This window comes from Sphingobacterium sp. E70, from assembly GCF_019285695.1.
Taxonomy (GTDB): domain Bacteria; phylum Bacteroidota; class Bacteroidia; order Sphingobacteriales; family Sphingobacteriaceae; genus Sphingobacterium; species Sphingobacterium detergens.
Genome location: NZ_CP079104.1, coordinates 259,480 through 281,340 on the forward strand (window position 1 = coordinate 259,480; position 21,861 = coordinate 281,340).

Here is a 21,861-nt window from a genome sequence, read left to right on the forward strand (position 1 = left end):
AAAAGACATCATCTAGAGCTGCTGTGATTTTTGTTCATTTATCGTATCCAATGCATTGGTCGCTTCATCAAAAAATAAGATGTCGGGATTTTTATATAGGGCACGCGCGATTAGGATACGCTGCTTTTGCCCTCCGCTCAATCCTCTGCCATTTTCGCCCATCTTCGTTTGGTAGCCTAAAGGCAACTGCTCAATCTCATAACCGATGTTAGCTGCTGCAACAGCGCGTTTTAACCTTTCATTGTCTGGCTTTTCATCATCAAGGACAATATTATTCAAAATTGTATCATTGAATATTTTACCATCTTGCATTACCGCTCCACATTTGTCCCGCCATTGACGCAAACTGATGTTATTGATATTCATTCCCCCAATCAGTATCTCCCCATAACTAGGTTTATATAACCGCAACAACAGTTTTAATAAGGTAGATTTGCCTGAACCACTATCACCCACTATTGCAGTCACTTTACCTTCTGGGATTGTGAGATAAACATTTCGTAGAATAACTGGAGAAACATGTGTATATTGAAATGAAAGATTTGTGACAATAATATCTTTGTTTCCGGTAAGTTCCATATCATTATTTCCGGTATCCTCATCCTCTTCTTTAAGAGACTGGACTTCATTTAAACGTAGAAAGCTAATCTGCGCAAACTGAAATGAAATCATAAACATTATAAACTGCTGTACAGGTCCATTAAGCATCCCGATAATGAATTGAGTTGATATCATCACCCCAAAGGTTATATCTCCGGCTATAACAGCTTTTGCACAGAAAAAGTAATAAGTAAATTTTTCACACTGTCTATAAATCCGGCGCCAAGATTCTGTACATTGTTTATTCCCAACATCCTGAGATTTACCTTAAATAGCCGTGCTTGTATCCCCCCACTTCCAGCGTTTTGCCTGTTCGTAATTATTAATTTTTATATCTTGTATTGCTCCTATGGTCTCTACCCAATAACTCTGATTCTTGGCTGTGAGCTCAAAATAGTCCCAGTCCAATTTTTTACGAAGTTTGAGAAACGCCATTATCCAAAAATATACAATGCACTGCCACCGACGAAAATGTAGAAAATAGTTGCATTATATATTAAAAGAACGATACTAAATATTAAAAATGTCAGGGTGGAGAATATGAGGTTGAGCGAGTTGTTCATAATAAAACTCCGTATCCTTTCGTGATCATTGGCACGTTGTAGAATATCGCCTAACATTTTGTTCTCAAAGAAAGAAACCGGCAGCTTCATCAATTTAATAAGATAATCAGAAATCAGGGCAATATTGATACGTGAAGACATATGCTGTAGAATCCAATCCCGCACAGCTGAACTGAGGGTAATACTTACGATTAAAGCTAAATTGGCTATCAATACGATATTAATAAAGCTAATGTCTTTGGTTTGTATCCCAACATCAATCACAGCTTTGGAGATAAAAGGTAATACTGCCTGCATAGCCGTAATCAGTAACATAACGATACCCAAATATCCAAAGCTCTTTTTATAGGGTAAAAAATAACCCAGTATATTTTCCAGATGTCTTCCTCGTTCGGCTTTCTCTCCTGCCTGTCTTTGTTTGAAGTCCGCCTGGGGTTCTAGAAGTAATGCTATGCCAGAAGTTTTGTTCTCATTTCTTTTAATCCACTTATCCTCAAATTCGTCCTGGCTGTAGACGATTTTCCCCGGGCTGGATCTGCTACAAAAAATTTAGACTTTCCTCCTTTCTTTGCTTTAACATCATAGAGAACTACAAAATGGCTATTATCCCAATGAATAATCAGTGGTAACGGTACCTTTATAATCAACTCTTCGATTGAGCAATGAGCGGCCAATGTCCTGAGACCTATCGTTTCAGCAGCATGAGAAATACCTGCTAATGAAACACCCTCTCGTGTATTTCCGCAGAGATCGCGAAGGTACGGCAATGAATAATACTTTCCATAATATTTTGCAACCATTTTCAAACTGGCCGGACCGCAATCCATAAGGTCAAGCTGTCGGTCTATAGGAAATAATTTCAAATTCATATTTACTAAAATTGTATCGGCGTAATAATGGATCCTAGGCCCAATTCATATGTCTACGGATATCTATTTCTAGATGTTTTTCCAATTTATTTATCCATTTTGTTAAGGAACCAGATTTAGAGATAAATTGGGGATTAGAAAAATTCAATACCAGAATTGCCTGCAAAGCAAGTTCCTTTTCCTCAAAATCGATACCTAAATGCTGCAATTGATGTGAAATTAGCTGTATAGTTTCCTCCTTACAGTTGGACTCCCTATTAGTCATTAAATCCCGAAAAACATTGAATTCATAGGCTGGATACAATCTTATTTCATCTATTTCAATAAGTTTGACCCAACATAGATGATGTATCCCCTTAATAGGTAGATTTTTAAGCGCATCGGTATTAAAGATAAACCCACTGAAATGGTAAGGAACAATTGTTTTAATCAACTTTTTAAAAGTTGTGGTATCCGTCGGATGGGTTCGATCTACAATCTGGCTTTCGGAATTAACAAAAAATTGTTCGACACAATCAGATTTGTCGCTGGATTTTGCTCCAAGAATGCCAATTTATTATGAAAACTATTTTTGAAGTAAATACAGTTCAGATTGCAAAATGCCACATATTTCCCCAACTCCAGTTTATTCAATGCATATTCAAAAGCTTCGTCCACGGTTGTCTCGTCTTTCACCCGAACTATCTTGCTGCTAACATTGATACCAATCGTTGATTTCAGAATATTATCAACTACTGCCTCGATTTTTGGATTGACCAAAAATAGGACCTCCATATTGTTATGGCTTTGCTTAATCAGACTTTGCAATGAAAGTATTTCGGCCTTACTTAAATGCTCGGTATTAGCAGGAAGAGCGACAACAACAGAAATCTTTTCTATTGGTGAGACCGAGGGCACTGAGCTTGAATCTCTTTATATTTTGAAAAAGTTTTTTCAATCATAGATTCTAAACAAAAGTTTTCCTTTGCAATTTTCGCTGCATTTTTCCCCAATATTAACCGGCGTTGATTATCCTCGATCAATTCAATGATTTTATTTCGCACATCATCAATATTGATCTCACATCTTTCGTCATTAAAACTAACCTCTACTAAACTACCATTATAATTTTCCTCAACCATTTCATTTAATCCATCAACATTGGATACAAGTAGAGGAATGCCATGGTGCATCATTTCAAGTGCCGCATAACTACATTGTTCTGCGTGCGACAACAAAATCCCTAAATCAGTAAATTTGTGAAATTCAAATAACGTTGTCCTTTCAACAGTACCTAAAAAGGTAACTCTTGACCAGAAACGCTTAAAACGAGAAAATAACAAATCGAAGGATCCTGAACCTGCAATGACCAACCGTAAAGAATCATATCGCTCACAGAGCTCTTCAAAAACCGGAATAAAATCTAATATTCCCTTTCTTTGATTAATAGCACCAACATAAGTAATAATAAAGTCCTTTTCCGAAAATCCAAAATGAGATTTAAGACTCTCACCATCCCTATGTCCCAACAACTTTGTCTCAATACCATTGTAAATCGTTGAAACCTTACCAGCTTCAATGGAATAAAGAGATTTTAAAACCAGTGCAGCATCCTCAGTAACTGTTATAAAATGATCTACATTTGCATAATTCAGATACTCATGATACATCTCCAAGTCTTCTTTTCTTGGAGTTGCGATTTTACCTAAACTGCTGTGATAATGGTAAAAGATATCGTAGTTGGTGGAAACAAAATTTCGATAAATAATATAGTGTTTAGTAAAAACTACTCTACAGTTTATTTTGCTTTTGAGAAAATACGCTATCTCATTGTGAAATATCCAATTAAAGTGAAATAAAGGTCTCTCCACCTCACCTATCCATTCAATGATTTTATCTGCATAGTATTCGCTATACGCTTCTTTTCTCAAATCCGACGGGCCAGAGATATTTATTTCATTTATTCCCTTATCATTCTTGATACAGCTTTCGTTTTCTTCGATATCAATAAAGGTTAACTGGAAATGATCTGGTCCATTGGACTTAGCAAAATCTCTTATTTGGTCAATATAAGTTCTAACTCCGGTTCCAAGGGAAACCCTTTTGGAGTCAATGATATAAATATTCAAAATTATGGGATTATTATACTTTCTATGTTATTATTTTGGGATTGGTGAAGAGCATACGAATTTATGGTTCAATTCATTCATTACTAAAACTCAGGTAAACAATATTTTTCTTTTTATCAAAAAGAAAAATACCTTTTTCTGAAAATCCAAATTCAGTCTTACGGATTTCGATTCTATAATATAAATCCTCTAGCCTGAGTTCGTTCAACAATCTGTTCAAAAGATAGATTGATAAACACCATTGCCATAAGCAATTTTAACAAGTTGTTTATCTTGATCAAATAATAATAGCTCGGACTGAGTTTGTTCTTTAAGCAAATAATCTGTTGTATCTATTTTACTTACCCGACATTTTAACCAATGAATATTTTTTACAAAATCTAATGCTTGACTACCGCCCAATTTTATCGCTATCTCAGACTCCCCTCTATTCTCATTACCAAAGAACTTCCGATATTCATAAATAATGGTATCTTGTTTCTCATCTAACTTCAACCCAAAGATGGTTTCATTATAATCTGCCAATGACATTGTACGTAAATTATCATTACAAGAAACGATTAAAAAACAACAGGTAAGCAAACAACAAAGCTTTCTATTCATAATACCCTACACTATTCCTGTTACAGGATCAAATATTAAAAAGGGAATATCGCTTTCTCTTTAGTTACGCCTATTATCGAGTATTAGAACTAAAATATTCGTATCTTTATCATACAGCATTACCTTCCTTTCAGTGAATCCATAATTTGTTCGGTTATATACAGCTGAATAAAACAAATTTTTCAAGTCTATTGATTTTAGGTAACTTTTCAGTCGAAGTACGTTTCTCCAGTCTTCATCATACCAAATCTCTACAACTTGACTATTTAGATCAAAAACAACGGGACGATCTTTTTTGCTTTATTAAATGAATGTTCTTTAACGTTAAACGTGTCTCTGATACATTTTAACCATGCTATCTTTTCAAGACTTTTTATAGTTTCGGGACTCGTCAATTTAATGATTGCCATGCCCTCACCTCTATTTTCGAACCCTGGAAAATTCCGTTCTTCCATTATAATGCTATCGTGATTCTTGTCTATATTGACATCAAAAGTACTTTGTATAAAATCATTTAAAGACATTGTACGTAGGTTGTCATCGCAAGAAACTGCAATACAAAAAGGAAATATTAATAATAAATATAGAAATGCTCTTTTTTCATGGACTATCTTGGAGCTTTTAACTTGTCAAATATTTCAAAAGGAATATTGCCATAAGTAATATCAAAATTAGCCGCATCCGGAGGTGCCATTTCGTCAATCAACCTTGTCACAAATTCACTTCCGAATGATCTTGTACCATTATCAAAATTATAATAATCATACATACCAATCATATTACCAGTTGAATCATAAATTCCTGTAAAAGATCCCAATCCTCCTTTATATTTATTTACAATATCTTGATTTGTAGTATTAGATTCATAAGTTCCTAAACCGAAAGTATAAAATACTGTTCCATCGCTCGATTTAACCATATTTTTTTCCGTCATTTCACTCACGCCCAAAGTTGGTTTCAATGTTTTAAGTTCATTAAAATCACTCTCGGACATTACATAAGATCCATCCTTGGCTTTGCCATGCCACCAGATATCAAAAAGTTCTTTTTCAAAACCAGAATCTAAAAACCCAGCCAACGTACCAGACAAATATATATGTGACTCATCAGAAAGTTGACCTAAAAAAGGAATAAAACTGCTTAAAACACTTTTAAATTGTGCTAAAAATTTAGTAACTATTACCAAATCATCAATCAATTTTGACCGATCAATCTCAAAATTGTAATTAAAATCTCTTAAGATATTGTGAACGTTAATAATTTGTTGAGTGGCCAATTGCCCCTCCAAAAGATACGTTAAGATCGCTCGATTATTATTCCCATAGTGCTCATTATAAAACTGAAACAGTTCCAATTCCGTATTATACCCTCCGAACTTACCTGTCTGATAATTTATCGTTTGAAGTGATTGCGTGTCCTTAGAAGAAACAATATAGTAGATTCCATCGCCATTAACAGAATTGGCGGGGTTGGTTTCCAAAAATTTCCACCTTGACCTGTATTATTCGGATTATAAAGTGCAGTTCCTCCTCCAGAAGCACTAAACTTATTCATGAAAAAACTTTCAAGATTGAGCCCGGATCCATTATTATTCTGCATGTATTGGTATATTTCTTTCTGCCTTAAAGACATGCCTTGAGTAGGATTTGGAGGTGTATAACCACTATATCCTTGTGGTGGATATTGGCCGTTATAGCTATATGATCCACTCCCATATCCATTATAATTAGTTGGCTGATTGCCATTATTAGTTCCACTTCCTGGGAATCCGCTATTTGAATCGCCATATCCACCAAAGCCATAGCCACTATAGCTGTTATATTGACCTGAAGGACGCACATCAACGACAGGGATAACTATATGCCATGCAGCATTGCTCATGGACGAATCCATTGGGGTAAATGTTTTTGTATTAAAATCATATTTGCCGCTCGGGATATCAGTCAGATCACCATTGGATAATCTATTCCAGATATCCTGGAATGATCCACCTCCTCCACCTGTTCCTCCCAATGTATTGTGTAATTCGATCTCTCGCAATAGATTTAGCTCAGAAGATAGCACATCTAGTGTAGAATTATTTCTTTTCATAAAAACAGGACTAAAGTTTTAATTAGCTTTATTAATTGGCCCTAAAGTAAATAATATTTACAAAACCAAAAAGAAAAAATAAACGCAATCGATTGTCTGATTTTATTTGGTTCTCAAAAACATTAAATTACACATAGAAAAAAGCATCTCTATTTAGACTTGTTGACACAAATTTACCGTTTTTTCAACCTTGCTTCTAGTAGAAGAAGTGAAAGCGTTCGGGTACTTTCATGCAATATGTAATGAGATACTGCCCATATTAGGAAACTACCCTTGAATAGAAGCAAGTCTACTTATTGGAATACAATTTTAAGTCAAGTTTTTATATGTATAAAGAAAAGTATAGTTGCTACGGAGGCCATCTGAGGAAAATTAGGTGTCTGTAAGCGGTATGGGAGAGATACCGAAAAGTCTTTGAATCCATGCATTTCAATTTGCATACCATGAACAAAGAAATGCGGTATCTTTGAGAATATCGCATTTCTTTCACCTAGCTATTTAATAATTAAATTCCAATCACAGACTTCTAATCTGCTAATATTTTTGCAGCCTTTAATTTCGTCTTTAAATCCCGAAGTTCGTTCAATACACTTTGGGCTTCTGACTGTGCATAAGTAGCACTTGGCACCAATGCTGAATCAGCTGATGGAATAGCCTGTAACATACCAATAACCCCAAAAGGAATCCAGTTGCTGCCAATATATTTCCAACCAAGGGGCTGTCCAATAATATTTGTACTGTTGTAAACTTCATCTCCTTGCTCAGCACTGATACTCGGGATTGTGGCCGCATATCTTGTTAAGTTCTTGTTCCTAAAACCACTAAAAAATCCATTGGTAGTTATCGTTCCGAATTGCTCAACAATTTCCCATTTGTTTCGGCCGACACTTCTCACCCTAATTCTATCTCTATTCGTTCTGAGAACTAAAGATGTTGCTGCATTATTCACACTGTTACCTATACTATCACCTGATTTTACGCGTATTTGGGACACGATAGCATTTGGATTTTCAAATTCATACTCCAGGCCTACACTATTATTTGCCAATGGAAGGGTAAACACATTGTCAACAGTCGATGACAAAACAATTCCGTTGAAAGATCCCGATACGATGTCCAAGTCTGAAGAAAACTTCGGTATTTCTTTACCGCGTATTCATTTTTAAATCCATTGGTCTTACTTATGATAATCTCACCATTGCTAACGGATTTCTGCCCATAGGTATTAATATTTTTATGTAGAAATTATCAATACTCTGGCTGGTACCACAATATAACCATATCGGTACGAGCATCCATTTGGTAGTTCTGTTATCAACAATGGTAATGTTTTCGATGCTAACTTCGCCATGCCCCAATTGTAACGATTGAGCCGGGTCTATGTAGGCAACTACAGCACATTGGCTCTCATTCGTACTCACAATATGATCTTGATTACAATTCTCAATATAGATATCTCTTAGAACAACTTTCGGAGATCCCTCAAACCAACGTGCAAAATCTATGGCTCGTTCCTTTGAATTTAATATCGTCACTCCTTGAATAAATATTGCACCATAAATTTTTTCAGATGGTCTCATCCACTTTTCATCCAATGGTGGGTTAGCAAAACGGATAGCGCCACTTGTGCCATCATCCACTGAAGTATAATTTATCACCTTAACATTATAAGAGGGGTTTGTATACCTTACATCGGTAAGAGATCCCGGAACAAGCTGTATACCTCCCTTTTTATTATTTTTAGTAGTTACATTTGCTAAAGTAACATTGATAATATCGGTACCTTTTGCATTTGGTTCGATATCAATACCGTAGCCTGGCGCTTTGAACAACGTTTTCCCTGTATTGATATATGCGCCTCCGTTGACTACACCTTCTTCCCAGCTAACGATGCTCAACCCCTGTCGACGATTATCGTCTGCGATACAATTAAATAATCCTCCTCCTTTTGTCCCTTTACTATCAGAACCTACATAGTAACCATCCCCCAACATTTGGAGATATTGCCTTCATATACATCGATATTTTTTCACAATCCACGATATAAATACCATAACCATCCTCCCCTAGAATGTTAAGGTGTTCCCCACATCTCCGATTATCTTTGGAGCATAAATAGAAACATTGGAGACATTGACACAGCTTATAAAAGTATATGCGTCAGCTGCTGTTGGCTCCATTTTTAGGGTAGCTTGATTAATAAAGCTCAATGTACTGTTGGTTCGCAATTTAATTCCACCACCGAATTTAGAAGCTGGATAATTGCTATCTACTGGATTTATTAGACAATCTTTGGAGATGACGACAGATTTATAGTTGTCGATCACCTTTTGAATAATTTGGGTTACATCACCTGCTTTGTATGCGCCAAAATAACCTACATCTACTTTTTCCGGAAACGTGTGTATTAATTTTATTCCGCTTACGGCAATGACGCTACCTCCGTCATCTGGTCCAGGATCAGGAGTAAGTGGAGCTAGATAATAAATAATCGGCGCTGGGGTATCCCCTTTTTCATAGTAGCCCAATAGTTGTACACCGGCATAAGTGTTACTTTGTAGTGCGTTGATTTCAGCAGCAGATAAGCCTCGCATAGCCACCATTGTTTCCTTAACTAAAAATTGATTTGCCATTTTCTTTTGTTTTTATGTGTATAGCAAAACTATGACTGCTCCGGAGACTATCCGAGGAAAACATGGTCTATGTAAGCGGTATGTGGGAGATACCGAAAAGTACACAACGTTATCCATTTTAGTGAGATTACCTTGAACAAAGAATGCGGTACTTTTTAGAGTACCGCATTTACATGTTCTATGTTCGCTATGTGACTACGGCGCCAAGACACCCGCCGTTCGCAGCTTTGTCTTCAAATCCCGCAATTCAGTCAATATCCCCTGCACTTCCGATTGTGTATAACTTGCTCCCGGCAATACGGCACTGTCGGGAGTAACAGCAGATTGATTGACCAGGCCCTTCGCAAGATCTGAGGCATTACCCAATACATCTTCATTTTTATACCGAAATAGATGATTAATGGTATTGGCCTGTGCAATAGCATATCCTGAATAGAGTACTGGAGCCACAATATTTTTATTTAGAGCCAACTGAAATACATTCATATTGATAAATAATCTAAAACCAGTAGCAAGTGTAGTACCCAATGCATTGATCGTATCCTCAACAGAGGCTCGTGTAAATATATTATTCACTATAAAATGAAATCCATGATTGCCCCTATTCACTCTAAAATAGTTATTGACATAACAGTCTATAAAAGAGTTGGATTCAATCACAAAAGTAGGTGTGCTATTTCCTCCGAGCGTCTCAATAATCGGATAATTGACTTTACCAATATTCTTAAAAATATTACGTAAAATATTGGCCCGTACCCCAGCTCCTGTATTCCGTATGGTAATAAGGCTATTATCTGACTGTTCGGCTATGGGCTCCAATCCGTTGAATGTATTTCCGACGATATTAGCCAGCTGACACCCTACGGGGACATTGATCAGCGATTCATTAACAACATTGGGTCTCGATCGCAAATCGAACGTATTATTGATATAATCCAACTTTTCCATTGCAATATTTTTTGAACCTAGGTATCCCGCATAACCTCTAAAATAACAGTCTTCAAAGGCCAAAGACTTCAACTGGGTCACAGTATTTCCCGTTGCTACCGTACAAACGCCAACATCGTAGACAGCAACATGATCAAGCTTGATATCGAGATCCGGACAAGCAAATGGAATATTAAGAAAGCTTAGTTTGACGCCATTTAATCCTCTCAATTCGGTGTTGTTGACCCAAAATCTTTTCATTAAAGATAAATCAGTAAAAGTATTGCTTAGATTGATTACGTGTAAATTAGTCTGCCCAGTACTATAGCTCGCATCAGATTCGATATAGGAGTTGTTCATCTGAAAAGACGCCGCACAAACGGAAACATCTCCTGAATAGTTGCCAATTTTTGTTGGATAAGACCGAAGTCCCGCAACGGTAACATTACCAGCTCTTGCTACTCCTAGATTGCTGATCAAATTATCACGCATTTCATTATTTTCGAGATAAATATGATCAATCCTAGATGTTTCTAACGGAAATGGATTGTACATCGCCAATGCCTGATAATTATCGGTAAAGACCGAGTTGGTAATTTTCACATCGATAACCTTTCCTACCTTAATTTTGCCATCTTTATTTGGATTGGGCTCAAGGTCTATCCCTGCCATAGGAAGTGTCCCGTAGGTTTGAGAAAATAAGCAGTGGTCAACTTCAATCGTACTACAGTTTATCAGGGATAGCCCCTGTCTCCTATTGTCAATAAATTGAACGTTATGATATTTAACCATTTCACTCGGTTTGTTGTTGCCCTGATCTTCATCACCGCCCACAGCCGATCCGTCGCCCCAAAACTCGCGCAAAGTCAGGTCACTGATACGTACATTGCTTGATGAATAAATATAGATACCATGTCCCCACTCTCCTAGTTTTTCTTCAATAAGCTCTAGCTTCATAAACTGGTTCTCTTCGGATGATCCCGAAGGCGTTCCTAGTAAAAATTTATCTCCGATTACTGAACTCGTGGTGACACTTGGATCCTTCTCCATGCGGCCAAGCTGTATTACTTTATAACCATAAGAATTTAGGGTAACATAGTCTCCCAATTGATAGTTACCATTAAACCGGTCAAAATGCTTGTAATAGATATTAAGACCTGCTGCGGGCCTTTTATGTTTGTATCCGATGAGCGTTCCCGTACCTTCAAAAGATACATTGGTTGCGTTTCGAACCAGAAACATACTGGCATTGCCATTTGTACTCGGCCGATGCCGTATCACCCCGTTGATAATAACATTGGTATTATTTACTACTTTAATTGTCCCGTCGTTCCAGCCAATTCCCATATCCATCGTAAAGTCTGTGTTGTAGTCAAACAGAATGTCTTTGCCAGCATTATGGACAAAGATGTTATTGACAAGCTGTGGATCATTAATGTAGGCAGCGCCGCTCCGCAAACCAAAATACCGTACATCTATGACTGTTTCAAAAGTGTGCAGCAACTTTGTTGTCCCCACTGAGATTATGCTTCCGCCATCATCTGCTCTGGGATCGGGAGTCGTTGGGGCTAGATAATAATTAATCGGTGTTGGGGTATCCCTTTTTCATAATAGCCTAATAGCTGAACTCCCTCATAGGTTCCGCTTTGTAAAGCTGTAATTTCAGCAGCAGATAAGTCTCGCATAGCTGCCATAGTTTCTTTAACTAAAAATTGATTTGCCATATTCTTTTGTTTTTATGTGTATAGCAAAAGTATGGTTGACGAGGGTGCTATCTGAGGAAAACAAGGTTTATGTAAGCGGTATGGTAGAGATACCGAAAAGTCTATTTCATTCTGCAGTTTACAGACGCTCCAAACAAAAAGCCTCGATATCGGATCGCTTAATTCTACCAACGTACAATACCTTTCCACAATCAAAAGAGTCTAACATACAATCAACTTAAACCGACCACTATATTTAAATATTTTTCACTAAAACATATTATTTGTATTTGAATTAATTTTTATTTTTCATAAATTCAAAGAACAAATTATTCATATATAAACCAAAATTAAATTATGAGAATCAAAAAACGCCATTTTGTTATTATTTCGCTATTAATAACATCGTTATCTTTAACTTATTCTTGCAAGAAGAACAACTCTATCCAGATGACAGAAGAACAAAACATTTACACGAAAGAAACTGAAATAAAAATAAAATCGAATACGCCAACGCCTGGCGGCGGAACTACCCCACCACAACAAGCTGTCGTTAAATCAGAAGTAAGTGTAAACGTTGCCATACCATCAAACGTAACTGAAGAACAATTAACAACCTACTTAAACCAAAACATCTCTAACATAAATGGAGAAATTACCTTTAAAGTAAATGGAGAGATTTTTATAAATCAACTGTCACAAACGGAGTAGAGACAATTCTAATTGGTGGTCCTGTGCCACAGGGGCAAGGTGGGAGAGACGGAGAATGCTCCTATGAAGGAGTAAGGCAATGCGCAAATAAGACATTATATTCGATGGGTACAGTATCAAAAATAGTGTGCGCATTTACATTTTATCAATGTTACGCCGTGGCAGCAGCCGATTGTATCGAAAAAAATTGTATTAAGAAAGGGACTCCACCTATACCTTTTGAAGTAATGCCAGATTCAGGACCAACTCCTGGGAACGGAAACGGGGAACCAATCCTACCGCCCAGATTCCAGGTTTAGGTGTAAATAACTTTTCTTATGGTAACAGTATAGACCACATGAAAAACATCATCAATGGTCACTCACCTGCACTATCGACCAAGATTTACTTCAATAATGGTAAATATTATTCCAATGCTAATTTCTCATGCCTTCTCCCAACTGGTTATTATACCAGTAATCTTTCGACGGTATATCAAGTGCAAGGTGGACAACTTGTAGGCTCTACTGTTATTAACGCTTGTCCCAGCTGCCCTGTTTTACCAATTGGAACAGTGACAGATCCATTTGCTGGATGCGGTAGCGGATTGCCAACCCCCACACCAAACCCATAAATCCAGCTAGGAAATTTATCATTATTTTTAGGTCTGATTGTTACAAAATAAATATATAAAATAAGCCGGGAGCTGCTAATATTAGCAGCTCCCGGCTTATTTTAATTCGATTTAACAAAAAGAAGTGATCTAATAGTATAGTTGACGAGGGTGCTATCTGAGGAAAACAAGGTGTATATAAGCGGTATTGAAATACCAAAAAGTCACAAAAAGCCCTGTAAGTCCCTTTTTTTTCCGACAGCTGGGATTGAACTTACCTATAATTCCCTCATCTTCTTTGGGCGCGGCTGCTTTCCACAAACATTTTTTATCTGAAACAGCATGGGCTTTGATATTGTTATCTCTTAAAGATTTATAAAATGTGGAAAGTTTGACATTCGAAGCTAATCAATAGCACGAATTTCAAATACTAAAAAAATATTACTATGTCATTATTTTCAAACGATTTGAGCAAAGAACCTGTATTTGACGGCATTGGCTACGAACCTTCTTTTTTTTTTTTCAAGAAAGGCGATGGTTACGACCAAGACAAATTACAGCAAAAAAAAGTACAGTGATGTCAACAAGGACACTCGAAAAAGATCCTCGTGCTTTGCACAGAAGAGCGCTATATGACCATGAAAAATGGAAAGAAGTTTTCGACGGGTAATCATCCGGTCGAAACACTGGTTCCCATTCTTCATTTCGAACAGGCTGGATTTGAGGTTGACTTTTACACCCCCACCGGTGATCCTGTAAAATTTGAGATGTGGGCCATGCCCTATGAAGATGAAAACATCGGTAAAATCCTCGACAAGTATAATACGCAATTTTCAAACCCGCACAACCTAAGGGATTTTATAGCCGACACGAATAAAGGATATGTTGACTACGTGGCCGTTTTTATCCCAGGCGGGCATGGCGCAATGCTCGGATTACCTGAAAATAATGATGTAAAAGAACTTATCAAATGGGCAGTAGCTGAAGATAAATATCTATTGGCAATCTGCCATGGTCCGGCAGCGCTCTTAAGCGCAGCAGATTGTGGAAACGCTGAGTTTCCCTTCAAGGGGTATAAGATCAATTCGTTTCCCGATGAAATGGATAAGACTTTACCAGAAAGTGGATATCAGCCGGGCGAGATGCCTTGGTTTTATGGCGAAAAACTCAAACAACTTGGAGTTGAAATTTTGAATAAAAAAATTGCCGGCGATTGTCACGTTGACAGAAAATTGATCACTGCTGATAGCCCATTAGCAGCTGATAAATTCGGTAAACTCTGCGCAGATGAACTTCTCGCCTATGAAAAATCAAGAGTGGAAAATGGATAGGCTATTTTTTTCAAATAAAAGGCTCCCTTATCGGTTAATAAGGAGCCTTTTGGCTAGGTGTCCGCTTGAGCCAAATGTTAAACCGGCTTTGAGCATAGATCTAATTTAAAGTTAGGTATAGTGTTGGATTTCAGTGTATTTTTTCGTTAATAAAGGGCTATATCCTGTTTTGCAAGCACATGGCCTTTATTGAATTCTAAGACCGAGCCCCAAATAGTTGAGCCTTTCAACAAAGTAATCTGGGCTTTCTAACAAACCTTTAAAGACAGCAGCGAAGTAATTTTGTGTCAGTAACAACGATGCTCTTGAGCTAAGTTTAAAAGACAGCAAAATGAAAATAATCAACCAGCATTACGTCGATGGTCAATTTCGGCCTTCGACAGGTACCGAGCAGATGGATATCATTAATCCTTCGGACGAAAGCCTCATCGGCCATCTCGTATTGGGCACTGAGCAGGATATGGAGGCTGCAATAGTTGCTGCATCAGCAGCTTTACCTTCTTTTGCACAAACAAGCAGAGAACAGCGCATGCATTACCTACAGCAATTACACAATGCGCTGATGGAGCGGCTCGACGATCTGCAGGAAGTAACCACTACAGAGTATGGTGCAACGGAACAACGGTCTCGCTGGTCAAACCAGTATGCCGCAGAGACCTTCCTTTGTTTCAAGGAAATCCTTAAAGATTTTTCTTTCGAACGCCGCATAGGTCAGTCGGCAGTCACTATGGTGCCTATTGGCGTAACTGGGATCATGACGGCCTGGAATGCCAATTCAGGTTCCATATGTGTAAAACTCGCGGCGGCAATTGCAGCTGGCTGTACCGTAGTAATCAAACCCAGTGAGATGAGTGCGATTCAATCGCAGATTCTGGCAGAATGCTTCGACCGGGCAGGACTTCCAAACGGCGTAATCAATATGGTGCATGGACGCGGAGATATTTTGGGAACGGTATTGTCTACCCACCCTGCTGTGGCCAAAATTCTGTTCACAGGTTCTACAGTGGTCGGCAAGATCATTGCCCGTAATGCAGTAGATACCATGAAGCGCGTCACGCTGGAGCTAAGCGGAAAATCACCCAATATCATTCTTGATGATGCAGATCTCAAAACTGCAATACCAATGGCGGTAAATGCGGCCTTTATGAATAGTGGTCAGGCCTGTATTGCTGGAACACGACTGCTGGTGCCGGAAGCCGCCCTGCCAGAGATTAAAGCTATCTTGCTGAAAACGATGGCTACACAAAAAGTTGGCGATCCAAGAGATGAGCAGACGGTCATTGGGCCGATGGCCAGTCAGAAACAATTTGACCGGATTCAGCATTACATCAGGCGGGGATCGACGAGGGTGCAGAACTTTTAATTGGTGGTCTGGGCAAACCGGATGGATTAAAGAACGGATTTTACGTCAAACCCACTATATTTACAGGTGTAAGTAATGAAATGACGATTGCACAGGAAGAAATTTTCGGGCCTGTATTATCCATTATTACCTACAAAACAGAGGAAGAAGCTATTGCCATTGCCAACGATACCATATATGGACTGCACGCTTATGTAAGCAGTTCAGACATGGCGCGGGCGCAGCAAGTGGCTGCACAGATTAATGCAGGCAGGGTAGCCATCAATACGATCTATCACGATGCGCTGGCACCATTCGGCGGATTTAAACAATCTGGCTTGGGTAGAGAAGGCGGCCGATATGGCCTCGAGGAACAATTAGAACCAAAAGTAATCATAAGCTAATCGCTATGGAATGCAAAAATGATATTTCCGAAAAAGCAAAAGATGCGGCCACAGGCCCCAGAATAGTGCTAAATACGTATTCCGGCAATACGATCGAAGGCGAAGCTTTTGTAGCAGACCATATCTTCAGTTATATTCTCCAGGAAAACAGGATGTCTGGCTTGCTGACCACAAGCATTCCTATCGGGAAGGTGACTTCCGTTTTTTTCGACGCAATCAGCTAACCAAATACGTAAAAAGTACCACCGATGGAAGTTTCAGGTCTATAGCAGTGCATATCGATCAGTGCACCTTAAAGGAAATGAGCGAGCAATATGGACTGAAAGCCGATAGCATAATTAATCCCCACACCGCACTTCTTATCCAGCCAGGAGCATTGATAAAAGGCTTTGTAGATTCCTTGGTTCCCTATCTGCAACAACAAATGGATGACCGCATTGTGGCGCTAAAGGCCAGAGAGCTTGTTTTACTACTTATTCAGCTTAATCCGGCATTTAAAAATGTGCTGTTTGATTTTAATGAACCGGGCAAGATCGACCTCGAAGCTTTTATGAACAGCCATTACCGCTACAATGTACCATTGGAACGTTTCGCTTTTCTTACGGGCCGCAGCCTTTCCGGTTTTAAGCGCGATTTTGAAAAGCAGTTTCATACCAGCCCGGGCAGATGGCTGTTGCAGAAGCGCCTGGATACAGCCCGCTTCTTGATCGAACAGCAAAAGGGAAACCATCCGATGTATACCTGGATCTGGGTTTTGAGGATCTCTCCCATTTTTCCTTTGCCTACAAAAAGGAATTTGGTTATGCGCCAAATAAAAAACATTCATAACATAAAAATCAAGTAAAATGGACATACAATTAAAGGGCAAACGTGCCCTGGTAACCGGATCTAGTTCCGGATTGGGCGAAGCCATTGCTAAAATGCTCGCAAGTGAGGGTGCCATGGTAATAATACATGGACGTCACCTTAAACGGGCCGAAGATGTAGCTGCGGAGATTAACGCTTCTGGTGGTTCTGCGGCAATAGCGATCGGAGATCTTGCGACAGATGAAGGCGCAGATGCAGTAGCTGCAGCGGCACTCTCAGCCGGACCGGTGGATATACTTGTTAATAATGCCGGAGTTACTTCCCACAAATCATGGGGCGAAGCAGGTACGGAAGACTGGTTAGCGTTGTACAATACCAATGTGGTTTCATATGTACGTATGATACAGCGCATCGTTCCACAGATGAAGGAGCTCGGTTGGGGTAGGTTAATACATATTGGTGGAGGATTGGCCATACAGCCCATAAAGGAACAGCCACATTATAATGCTACCCTTGCCGCGCGACATAATATGTCTGCATCGCTCGCAAGGCAGCTTAAAGAGACGGGTATCACTTCTAATATCGTATCTCCAGGAGCCATCATCAATCCAATGGTAGAACAATGGCTTGAGCAGGCAGCACCTAAATTCGGATGGGGAACGGATATGGAAGAGATTAAGTACAAAGCAGTTCAGGAGCTTATCCCAAATGATGTCGGTAGGTTTGGTGCACCTGAAGAAATTGCGGGTGCCGTTGTCTACCTATGTAGTCGTTTTGCTGACTATATCAGCGGTTCTGTACTACGGGTCGACGGAGGGACGATCCGTTGTTTATAAAATCTGACCGACAAAGTGAAACAGCGGTTTATCTACTGCTGTTTTCTATTTTTGAAATTTTTGCATTCATAATAAAGCTTTTGATCTGGAGACCAATATGATATATCCGCCAACTTTCAATGGAGGATAAGCTAATCAATAAAGTTATAGCTCATGCTATTATTATTTATATTACTCAGAACATGATCTACGATAGCATCATCTTGTTCGCGGATTAAAATAACCAGCTCGACGGCTATTATGTCCATTGAACCGATTGTTTCTTTCTATAGCCTTTGGCCTGGTCTACATTTGTTTCAACAAAAAGAAATCAGAACAAAAATTTAAAACAAGAAACAATGAAAACAAAACTTACAACTGCTCTTTTAGCTGCAGCATTCTCTCTAAATGTACCTACCATTGCCAGTGCTCAAAACAACAAAACAACCAGTACGGTTTCAAAACAGACACCAGCATCCGGCCATTTAAGATCAACATTCCACAGTCAAAGCTTGACGAGCTCAAACGACGTATCGCGGAAACTCGCTTTCCCGATAAAGAAACTGTGAATGATGCATCTCAAGGCATTCAATTAGCACAGTTGAAGGAACTGCTAATGTATTGGGGAAAAGGATATGACTGGCGAAAACTTGAAAAAAATTAAATGCTCTTCCACAATACATAACAAAAATTGATGGTTTGGATATCCAGTTCATTCATGTCCGCTCAAAAGAATCCAATGCACTTCCGATAGTCCTTACCCACGGTTGGCCAGGGTCACCACTAGAATTCATAGATGCCATTGGCCCGCTGACTGACCCCGTAAAATATGGTGGAAAAGCAGAAGATGCGTTCGATGTGATTATCCCCGCAATTCCAGGATATGGCTTTTCGGAAATCCCCAAAGAAACCGGCTGGAATCCGGACCGTGTAGCCAAAGCTTGGGATGTATTGGTAAAACGCCTTGGCTACACAAAATATGTTTCGGAAGGGGGCGATCATGGGTCAGTGATCTCCGATGCACTGGCACGACAGGCTCCAGCCGGGCTTCTTGGAATACACCTTACGATGCCCGCAACGATTCCAACTGAATTGGTAAAACCCATTAACGCTGGTGACCCTATCCCTGCTGGACTTTCGGAAGATGAAACTAGAGCATATAATTCTTTAAGTACATTCTTTGGAAGAAATGCAGCTTATGGTGGAATGATGGTTACAAGACCACAGACAACAGGTTATCTTCTGTCTGATTCTCCGAGTGCACTGCAGCATTCTTGTACGAAAAAATTGCAGAATGGACAGAAAGTGACCTACAACCAGAAAAAGTAATCCATAGAGATGCAATCCTGGATGACATTACGCTTTATTGGTTGACGAATACCGGTGCTTCCTCTTCACGATTCTATTGGGAAAATAATAACAATAATTTCAGTTCAGACCATCAAAATACAAAGACTATAAAAGTTCCTGTGGCTATTTCCGTATTCCCACATGAAATCTACCAGGCACCTGAAAGCTGGTCAAAAGCCGCTTATCCCACGTTGTATTATTATCATAAAGCGAAAAAAGGAGGACACTTTGCAGCATGGGAGCAACCTCAGATTTTTACGGAAGAGCTTAGAGCTGCGTTCAAATCCCTTAGATAATATGGTTTAATGGTTTCAACAAATTGGAAAAGGGCGGTCATTTCGCTGTTTGGGAGCAACCCGAACGCTTTACAAAAGAAATGAGAAATGCTTTCAGATCATTAAGATCAAATCTGCATAACAAAACGACTTTTTAACAAAAAAGAATAAGAAAAATGAACAAGCTAGCAATTTTAATGATCGCAGTGCTAATGATATTCTGCGGTTATTCCAACGGCCAGACTTCCCGTAGTCAGGTAACTTGGGAATGTATATTCAAAAGAAAATCCCCAGATGAAGGGGAAATTTCCATGAAAGCAAAAATACCCTAGGGTGGCATATGTATGCACTGGGTAATAGCTCCAAAAGCCCCATAAAAATGAACTTTAAATTCCTTCCTGATAAATCTTATGAACTGGTCGGGAAAGTGACCCAACCCACACCACTCCGAAAGTTCGAAAAAGTATTGGGTATTCCTGTAACCTATTTCGAGAACGATGTTGAGTTTAGACAAAGAATCAAAATAAAAGGAAAGAACGGCACGATCAGGGGACAATTCAGTTTATGCAATGCAGCGATGAAATCTGCATTCCACCTCAAGACTTCGGTTTTGCCCTCAAAATCTTTAGTTTATAGTTGACAAACCAACATCCTTAATTCATCTTTTCATCAATAAAATAAAAATCAACAGCATGAAATCGATAAAAGAGATATTATACGTCTTAAGTCTTCCTTTGATCATCACACTGATTATGGCTTTCAAAGGATTTGCAGATGACCAGAAATTGGAAAACATCAAAGCAAAAAACTCGGGTAAAAGCTTCGCCGTCGTCGAACTGTTTACTTCCGAAGGTTGCTGGAGCTGTCCTCCGGCAGACGAACTGATCGCTAAGCTCGAAAAGGATAACGAAAACAAGAAACTTTTTATTCTGGCATACCATGTAGATTATTGGGATCATCAGGGATGGAAAGACCGTTTTAGCAAAGCCAAGTTCACAGAAAGACAAAAAGAATATGCAACGTGGATGAACCTAGGGACCTTATACACGCCTCAGATGGTAATCAATGGTAAGACAGAAACAGTGGGCTCCGAATTCACCAAAGTATTGCGCAGCATTCAGTCGGCAATGCTGGAGTCCCATGCGGAAAACCTGATTGTAAAAATAGAAAAATCCGAAGGTAAATCTATTCAGATCGGCTACACATCAAAATCAGCATTGAAAAACTCCACAATCTTCATGGCACTTGTTCAAAAGAAAGCCTCTTCGCAGGTGTCCGCAGGTGAAAACGCCGGAAAAGCGCTATCACATGTACAAATTGTAAGGGACCTGCAAAGCCGAACACTTCAAGCCAATGGCAGCTTCTCATTCAAACTTCCGGATACTAAAGAAGATTGGGAAATTATCGCTTTTGAACAGAACCAAAATACTGGAGAAATCATTGATGCGGCCAGCGTAAGTTTATAGGGAAATCCTGTCCGGTTCAACACCAAAAATTCTTTATTCAACTTTCAATATGTCCGGTTCAACGCCTTTGATCTTTTCGACTGGCATTGTTTACTCTAATTTTATCAAAACAAAAGAGAAAGTATCATGAAGCACGCAAAACAAATAAGATTATTACCCATTGTATTACTCTGTACCTTAGCAGCTTTTATAGCCTTACAGTTTTTCAATGCACCGATCGAACAAAGGCCGGTGACCGGGCCTATGAAAAATGTACCTCAAGAGGTTACTCAGATTTTAGAACGTTCCTGCTATGACTGTCATTCAAATGCGCAGCATCTCACTTTTTAGATAAACTCGCTCCGATTTCTTGGATCGTCAATAAAGACATCAGGAGAGCCCGCGAAGTAATGAATTTTTCGGAATGGGACAAAATATCCGAAGCTGAGCAAAGGGGAAATTCTACGCAATATTCAATATGGTTCGTGCCGAGAAGATGCCTCTTCCCTCCTATGCCATTACGCACCCGGGAGCTAAACTCTCACAAAATGAGATTGAGATCATTAAGCAGTTTGCTTTGTCTCTTTCAAAAAAGACAGTTTTATTCCTGCACATACGAGCCCTGCGGACGCAGGTCCTAAAGTACAACTTTTGACCACTGCCATACAAGCTGGAGTCCCCGTTTCTCCCAA

The 21,861-nt window shown here is 39.0% G+C and carries 25 protein-coding genes and 4 pseudogenes; 14 read left to right on the forward strand and 15 right to left on the reverse strand.

Going from position 1 to position 21,861, the window contains the following annotated elements:
• Positions 1-12: 12 nt before the first annotated feature.
• The 15 genes from KUH03_RS01985 to KUH03_RS02055 all read right to left on the reverse strand — a co-directional run bounded on the left by KUH03_RS01985 (position 13) and on the right by KUH03_RS02055 (position 12,118).
• Positions 13-708 (reverse strand): ATP-binding cassette domain-containing protein, encoded by a 696-nt coding sequence (locus KUH03_RS01985; protein WP_257091335.1) that lies wholly within the window; start codon positions 706-708, stop codon positions 13-15.
• A 326-nt stretch (positions 709-1,034) separates the two neighbouring features.
• Positions 1,035-1,478 carry an ABC transporter transmembrane domain-containing protein gene (locus KUH03_RS01990; RefSeq protein ID WP_257091336.1) on the reverse strand — a complete coding sequence of 148 codons (444 nt, stop codon included), beginning with the start codon at positions 1,476-1,478 and terminating at the stop codon, positions 1,035-1,037.
• Between the two features lie 134 nt (positions 1,479-1,612).
• On the reverse strand, positions 1,613-2,032 hold the full coding sequence (locus KUH03_RS01995) for a cysteine peptidase family C39 domain-containing protein (protein ID WP_257091337.1): 420 nt from the start codon (positions 2,030-2,032) through the stop codon (positions 1,613-1,615).
• Between the two features lie 34 nt (positions 2,033-2,066).
• The gene (locus KUH03_RS02000) at positions 2,067-2,465 is read right to left on the reverse strand and encodes a hypothetical protein (RefSeq protein ID WP_257091338.1); all 399 of its coding nucleotides are present in this window, start codon (positions 2,463-2,465) and stop codon (positions 2,067-2,069) included.
• A gap of 38 nt (positions 2,466-2,503) precedes the next feature.
• On the reverse strand, positions 2,504-2,929 hold the full coding sequence (locus KUH03_RS02005; RefSeq protein ID WP_257091339.1) for a glycosyltransferase family A protein: 426 nt from the start codon (positions 2,927-2,929) through the stop codon (positions 2,504-2,506).
• On the reverse strand, positions 2,908-4,140 hold the full coding sequence (locus KUH03_RS02010; protein WP_257091340.1) for a glycosyltransferase: 1,233 nt from the start codon (positions 4,138-4,140) through the stop codon (positions 2,908-2,910). The genes KUH03_RS02005 and KUH03_RS02010 overlap by 22 nt, the downstream gene beginning before the upstream one ends.
• Before the next feature lie 216 nt (positions 4,141-4,356).
• Complete coding sequence (locus tag KUH03_RS02015; protein ID WP_257091341.1) at positions 4,357-4,671, reverse strand: hypothetical protein; 315 nt, start codon at positions 4,669-4,671, stop codon at positions 4,357-4,359.
• A gap of 338 nt (positions 4,672-5,009) precedes the next feature.
• Positions 5,010-5,267 carry a hypothetical protein gene (locus KUH03_RS02020; RefSeq protein ID WP_257091342.1) on the reverse strand — a complete coding sequence of 86 codons (258 nt, stop codon included), beginning with the start codon at positions 5,265-5,267 and terminating at the stop codon, positions 5,010-5,012.
• An 83-nt stretch (positions 5,268-5,350) separates the two neighbouring features.
• The gene (locus tag KUH03_RS02025) at positions 5,351-6,097 is read right to left on the reverse strand and encodes a hypothetical protein (protein ID WP_257091343.1); all 747 of its coding nucleotides are present in this window, start codon (positions 6,095-6,097) and stop codon (positions 5,351-5,353) included.
• Positions 6,098-6,135: 38 nt separating this feature from the next.
• A complete protein-coding gene (locus tag KUH03_RS02030) occupies positions 6,136-6,834 on the reverse strand; it encodes a hypothetical protein (RefSeq protein ID WP_257091344.1) in 699 nt (232 codons plus the stop codon).
• 526 nt (positions 6,835-7,360) lie between these two features.
• On the reverse strand, positions 7,361-7,954 hold the full coding sequence (locus KUH03_RS02035; RefSeq protein WP_257091345.1) for a hypothetical protein: 594 nt from the start codon (positions 7,952-7,954) through the stop codon (positions 7,361-7,363).
• 61 nt (positions 7,955-8,015) lie between these two features.
• The gene (locus KUH03_RS02040; protein ID WP_257091346.1) at positions 8,016-8,828 is read right to left on the reverse strand and encodes a hypothetical protein; all 813 of its coding nucleotides are present in this window, start codon (positions 8,826-8,828) and stop codon (positions 8,016-8,018) included.
• Positions 8,829-8,900: 72 nt separating this feature from the next.
• Positions 8,901-9,467, reverse strand: a complete 567-nt coding sequence (locus KUH03_RS02045; RefSeq protein WP_257091347.1) for a hypothetical protein — start codon at positions 9,465-9,467, stop codon at positions 8,901-8,903.
• 195 nt (positions 9,468-9,662) lie between these two features.
• Positions 9,663-11,912 carry a hypothetical protein gene (locus KUH03_RS02050; RefSeq protein ID WP_257091348.1) on the reverse strand — a complete coding sequence of 750 codons (2,250 nt, stop codon included), beginning with the start codon at positions 11,910-11,912 and terminating at the stop codon, positions 9,663-9,665.
• 50 nt (positions 11,913-11,962) lie between these two features.
• Positions 11,963-12,118: a hypothetical protein gene (locus KUH03_RS02055; RefSeq protein WP_257091349.1), complete on the reverse strand. Its 156-nt coding sequence runs from the start codon at positions 12,116-12,118 to the stop codon at positions 11,963-11,965.
• A gap of 429 nt (positions 12,119-12,547) precedes the next feature.
• Here KUH03_RS02055 and KUH03_RS02060 point away from each other — a divergent pair, with 429 nt between their 5' ends.
• The 14 genes and pseudogenes from KUH03_RS02060 (at position 12,548) to KUH03_RS47955 (ending at position 21,824) form a co-directional block, all read left to right on the forward strand.
• The gene (locus KUH03_RS02060) at positions 12,548-12,808 is read left to right on the forward strand and encodes a hypothetical protein (protein ID WP_257091350.1); all 261 of its coding nucleotides are present in this window, start codon (positions 12,548-12,550) and stop codon (positions 12,806-12,808) included.
• A 337-nt stretch (positions 12,809-13,145) separates the two neighbouring features.
• Positions 13,146-13,421, forward strand: a complete 276-nt coding sequence (locus KUH03_RS02065) for a hypothetical protein (RefSeq protein WP_257091351.1) — start codon at positions 13,146-13,148, stop codon at positions 13,419-13,421.
• Between the two features lie 617 nt (positions 13,422-14,038).
• Positions 14,039-14,731 carry a DJ-1/PfpI family protein gene (locus tag KUH03_RS02070; protein ID WP_257091352.1) on the forward strand — a complete coding sequence of 231 codons (693 nt, stop codon included), beginning with the start codon at positions 14,039-14,041 and terminating at the stop codon, positions 14,729-14,731.
• Positions 14,732-15,125: 394 nt separating this feature from the next.
• A pseudogene (locus KUH03_RS02075) lies at positions 15,126-16,477 on the forward strand (aldehyde dehydrogenase family protein).
• Between the two features lie 5 nt (positions 16,478-16,482).
• Positions 16,483-16,701, forward strand: coding sequence for a hypothetical protein (locus KUH03_RS02080; protein WP_257091353.1), 219 nt, complete (start codon positions 16,483-16,485; stop codon positions 16,699-16,701).
• Positions 16,680-17,321: pseudogene (locus KUH03_RS02085) on the forward strand (hypothetical protein); the annotation flags it as partial. The gene KUH03_RS02080 and the pseudogene KUH03_RS02085, both read left to right, overlap by 22 nt.
• Before the next feature lies 1 nt (position 17,322).
• The gene (locus tag KUH03_RS02090; protein ID WP_257091355.1) at positions 17,323-18,120 is read left to right on the forward strand and encodes an SDR family NAD(P)-dependent oxidoreductase; all 798 of its coding nucleotides are present in this window, start codon (positions 17,323-17,325) and stop codon (positions 18,118-18,120) included.
• Between the two features lie 338 nt (positions 18,121-18,458).
• Positions 18,459-18,668 carry a hypothetical protein gene (locus KUH03_RS02095; RefSeq protein ID WP_257098107.1) on the forward strand — a complete coding sequence of 70 codons (210 nt, stop codon included), beginning with the start codon at positions 18,459-18,461 and terminating at the stop codon, positions 18,666-18,668.
• Positions 18,632-18,831: pseudogene (locus KUH03_RS02100) on the forward strand (epoxide hydrolase N-terminal domain-containing protein); the annotation flags it as partial. The gene KUH03_RS02095 and the pseudogene KUH03_RS02100, both read left to right, overlap by 37 nt.
• An 18-nt stretch (positions 18,832-18,849) precedes the next feature.
• Positions 18,850-19,428, forward strand: a complete 579-nt coding sequence (locus KUH03_RS02105) for an alpha/beta fold hydrolase (RefSeq protein WP_257097997.1) — start codon at positions 18,850-18,852, stop codon at positions 19,426-19,428.
• Positions 19,374-19,745 (forward strand): hypothetical protein, encoded by a 372-nt coding sequence (locus tag KUH03_RS02110; RefSeq protein WP_257091356.1) that lies wholly within the window; start codon positions 19,374-19,376, stop codon positions 19,743-19,745. Before KUH03_RS02105 ends, KUH03_RS02110 begins: the two co-directional genes overlap by 55 nt.
• A 319-nt stretch (positions 19,746-20,064) precedes the next feature.
• Positions 20,065-20,364: a hypothetical protein gene (locus KUH03_RS02115; RefSeq protein ID WP_257091357.1), complete on the forward strand. Its 300-nt coding sequence runs from the start codon at positions 20,065-20,067 to the stop codon at positions 20,362-20,364.
• Between the two features lie 52 nt (positions 20,365-20,416).
• The gene (locus tag KUH03_RS02120) at positions 20,417-21,190 is read left to right on the forward strand and encodes a thioredoxin family protein (RefSeq protein ID WP_257091358.1); all 774 of its coding nucleotides are present in this window, start codon (positions 20,417-20,419) and stop codon (positions 21,188-21,190) included.
• A gap of 243 nt (positions 21,191-21,433) precedes the next feature.
• Positions 21,434-21,824, forward strand: a pseudogene (locus KUH03_RS47955) (heme-binding domain-containing protein).
• Positions 21,825-21,861: the final 37 nt, after the last annotated feature.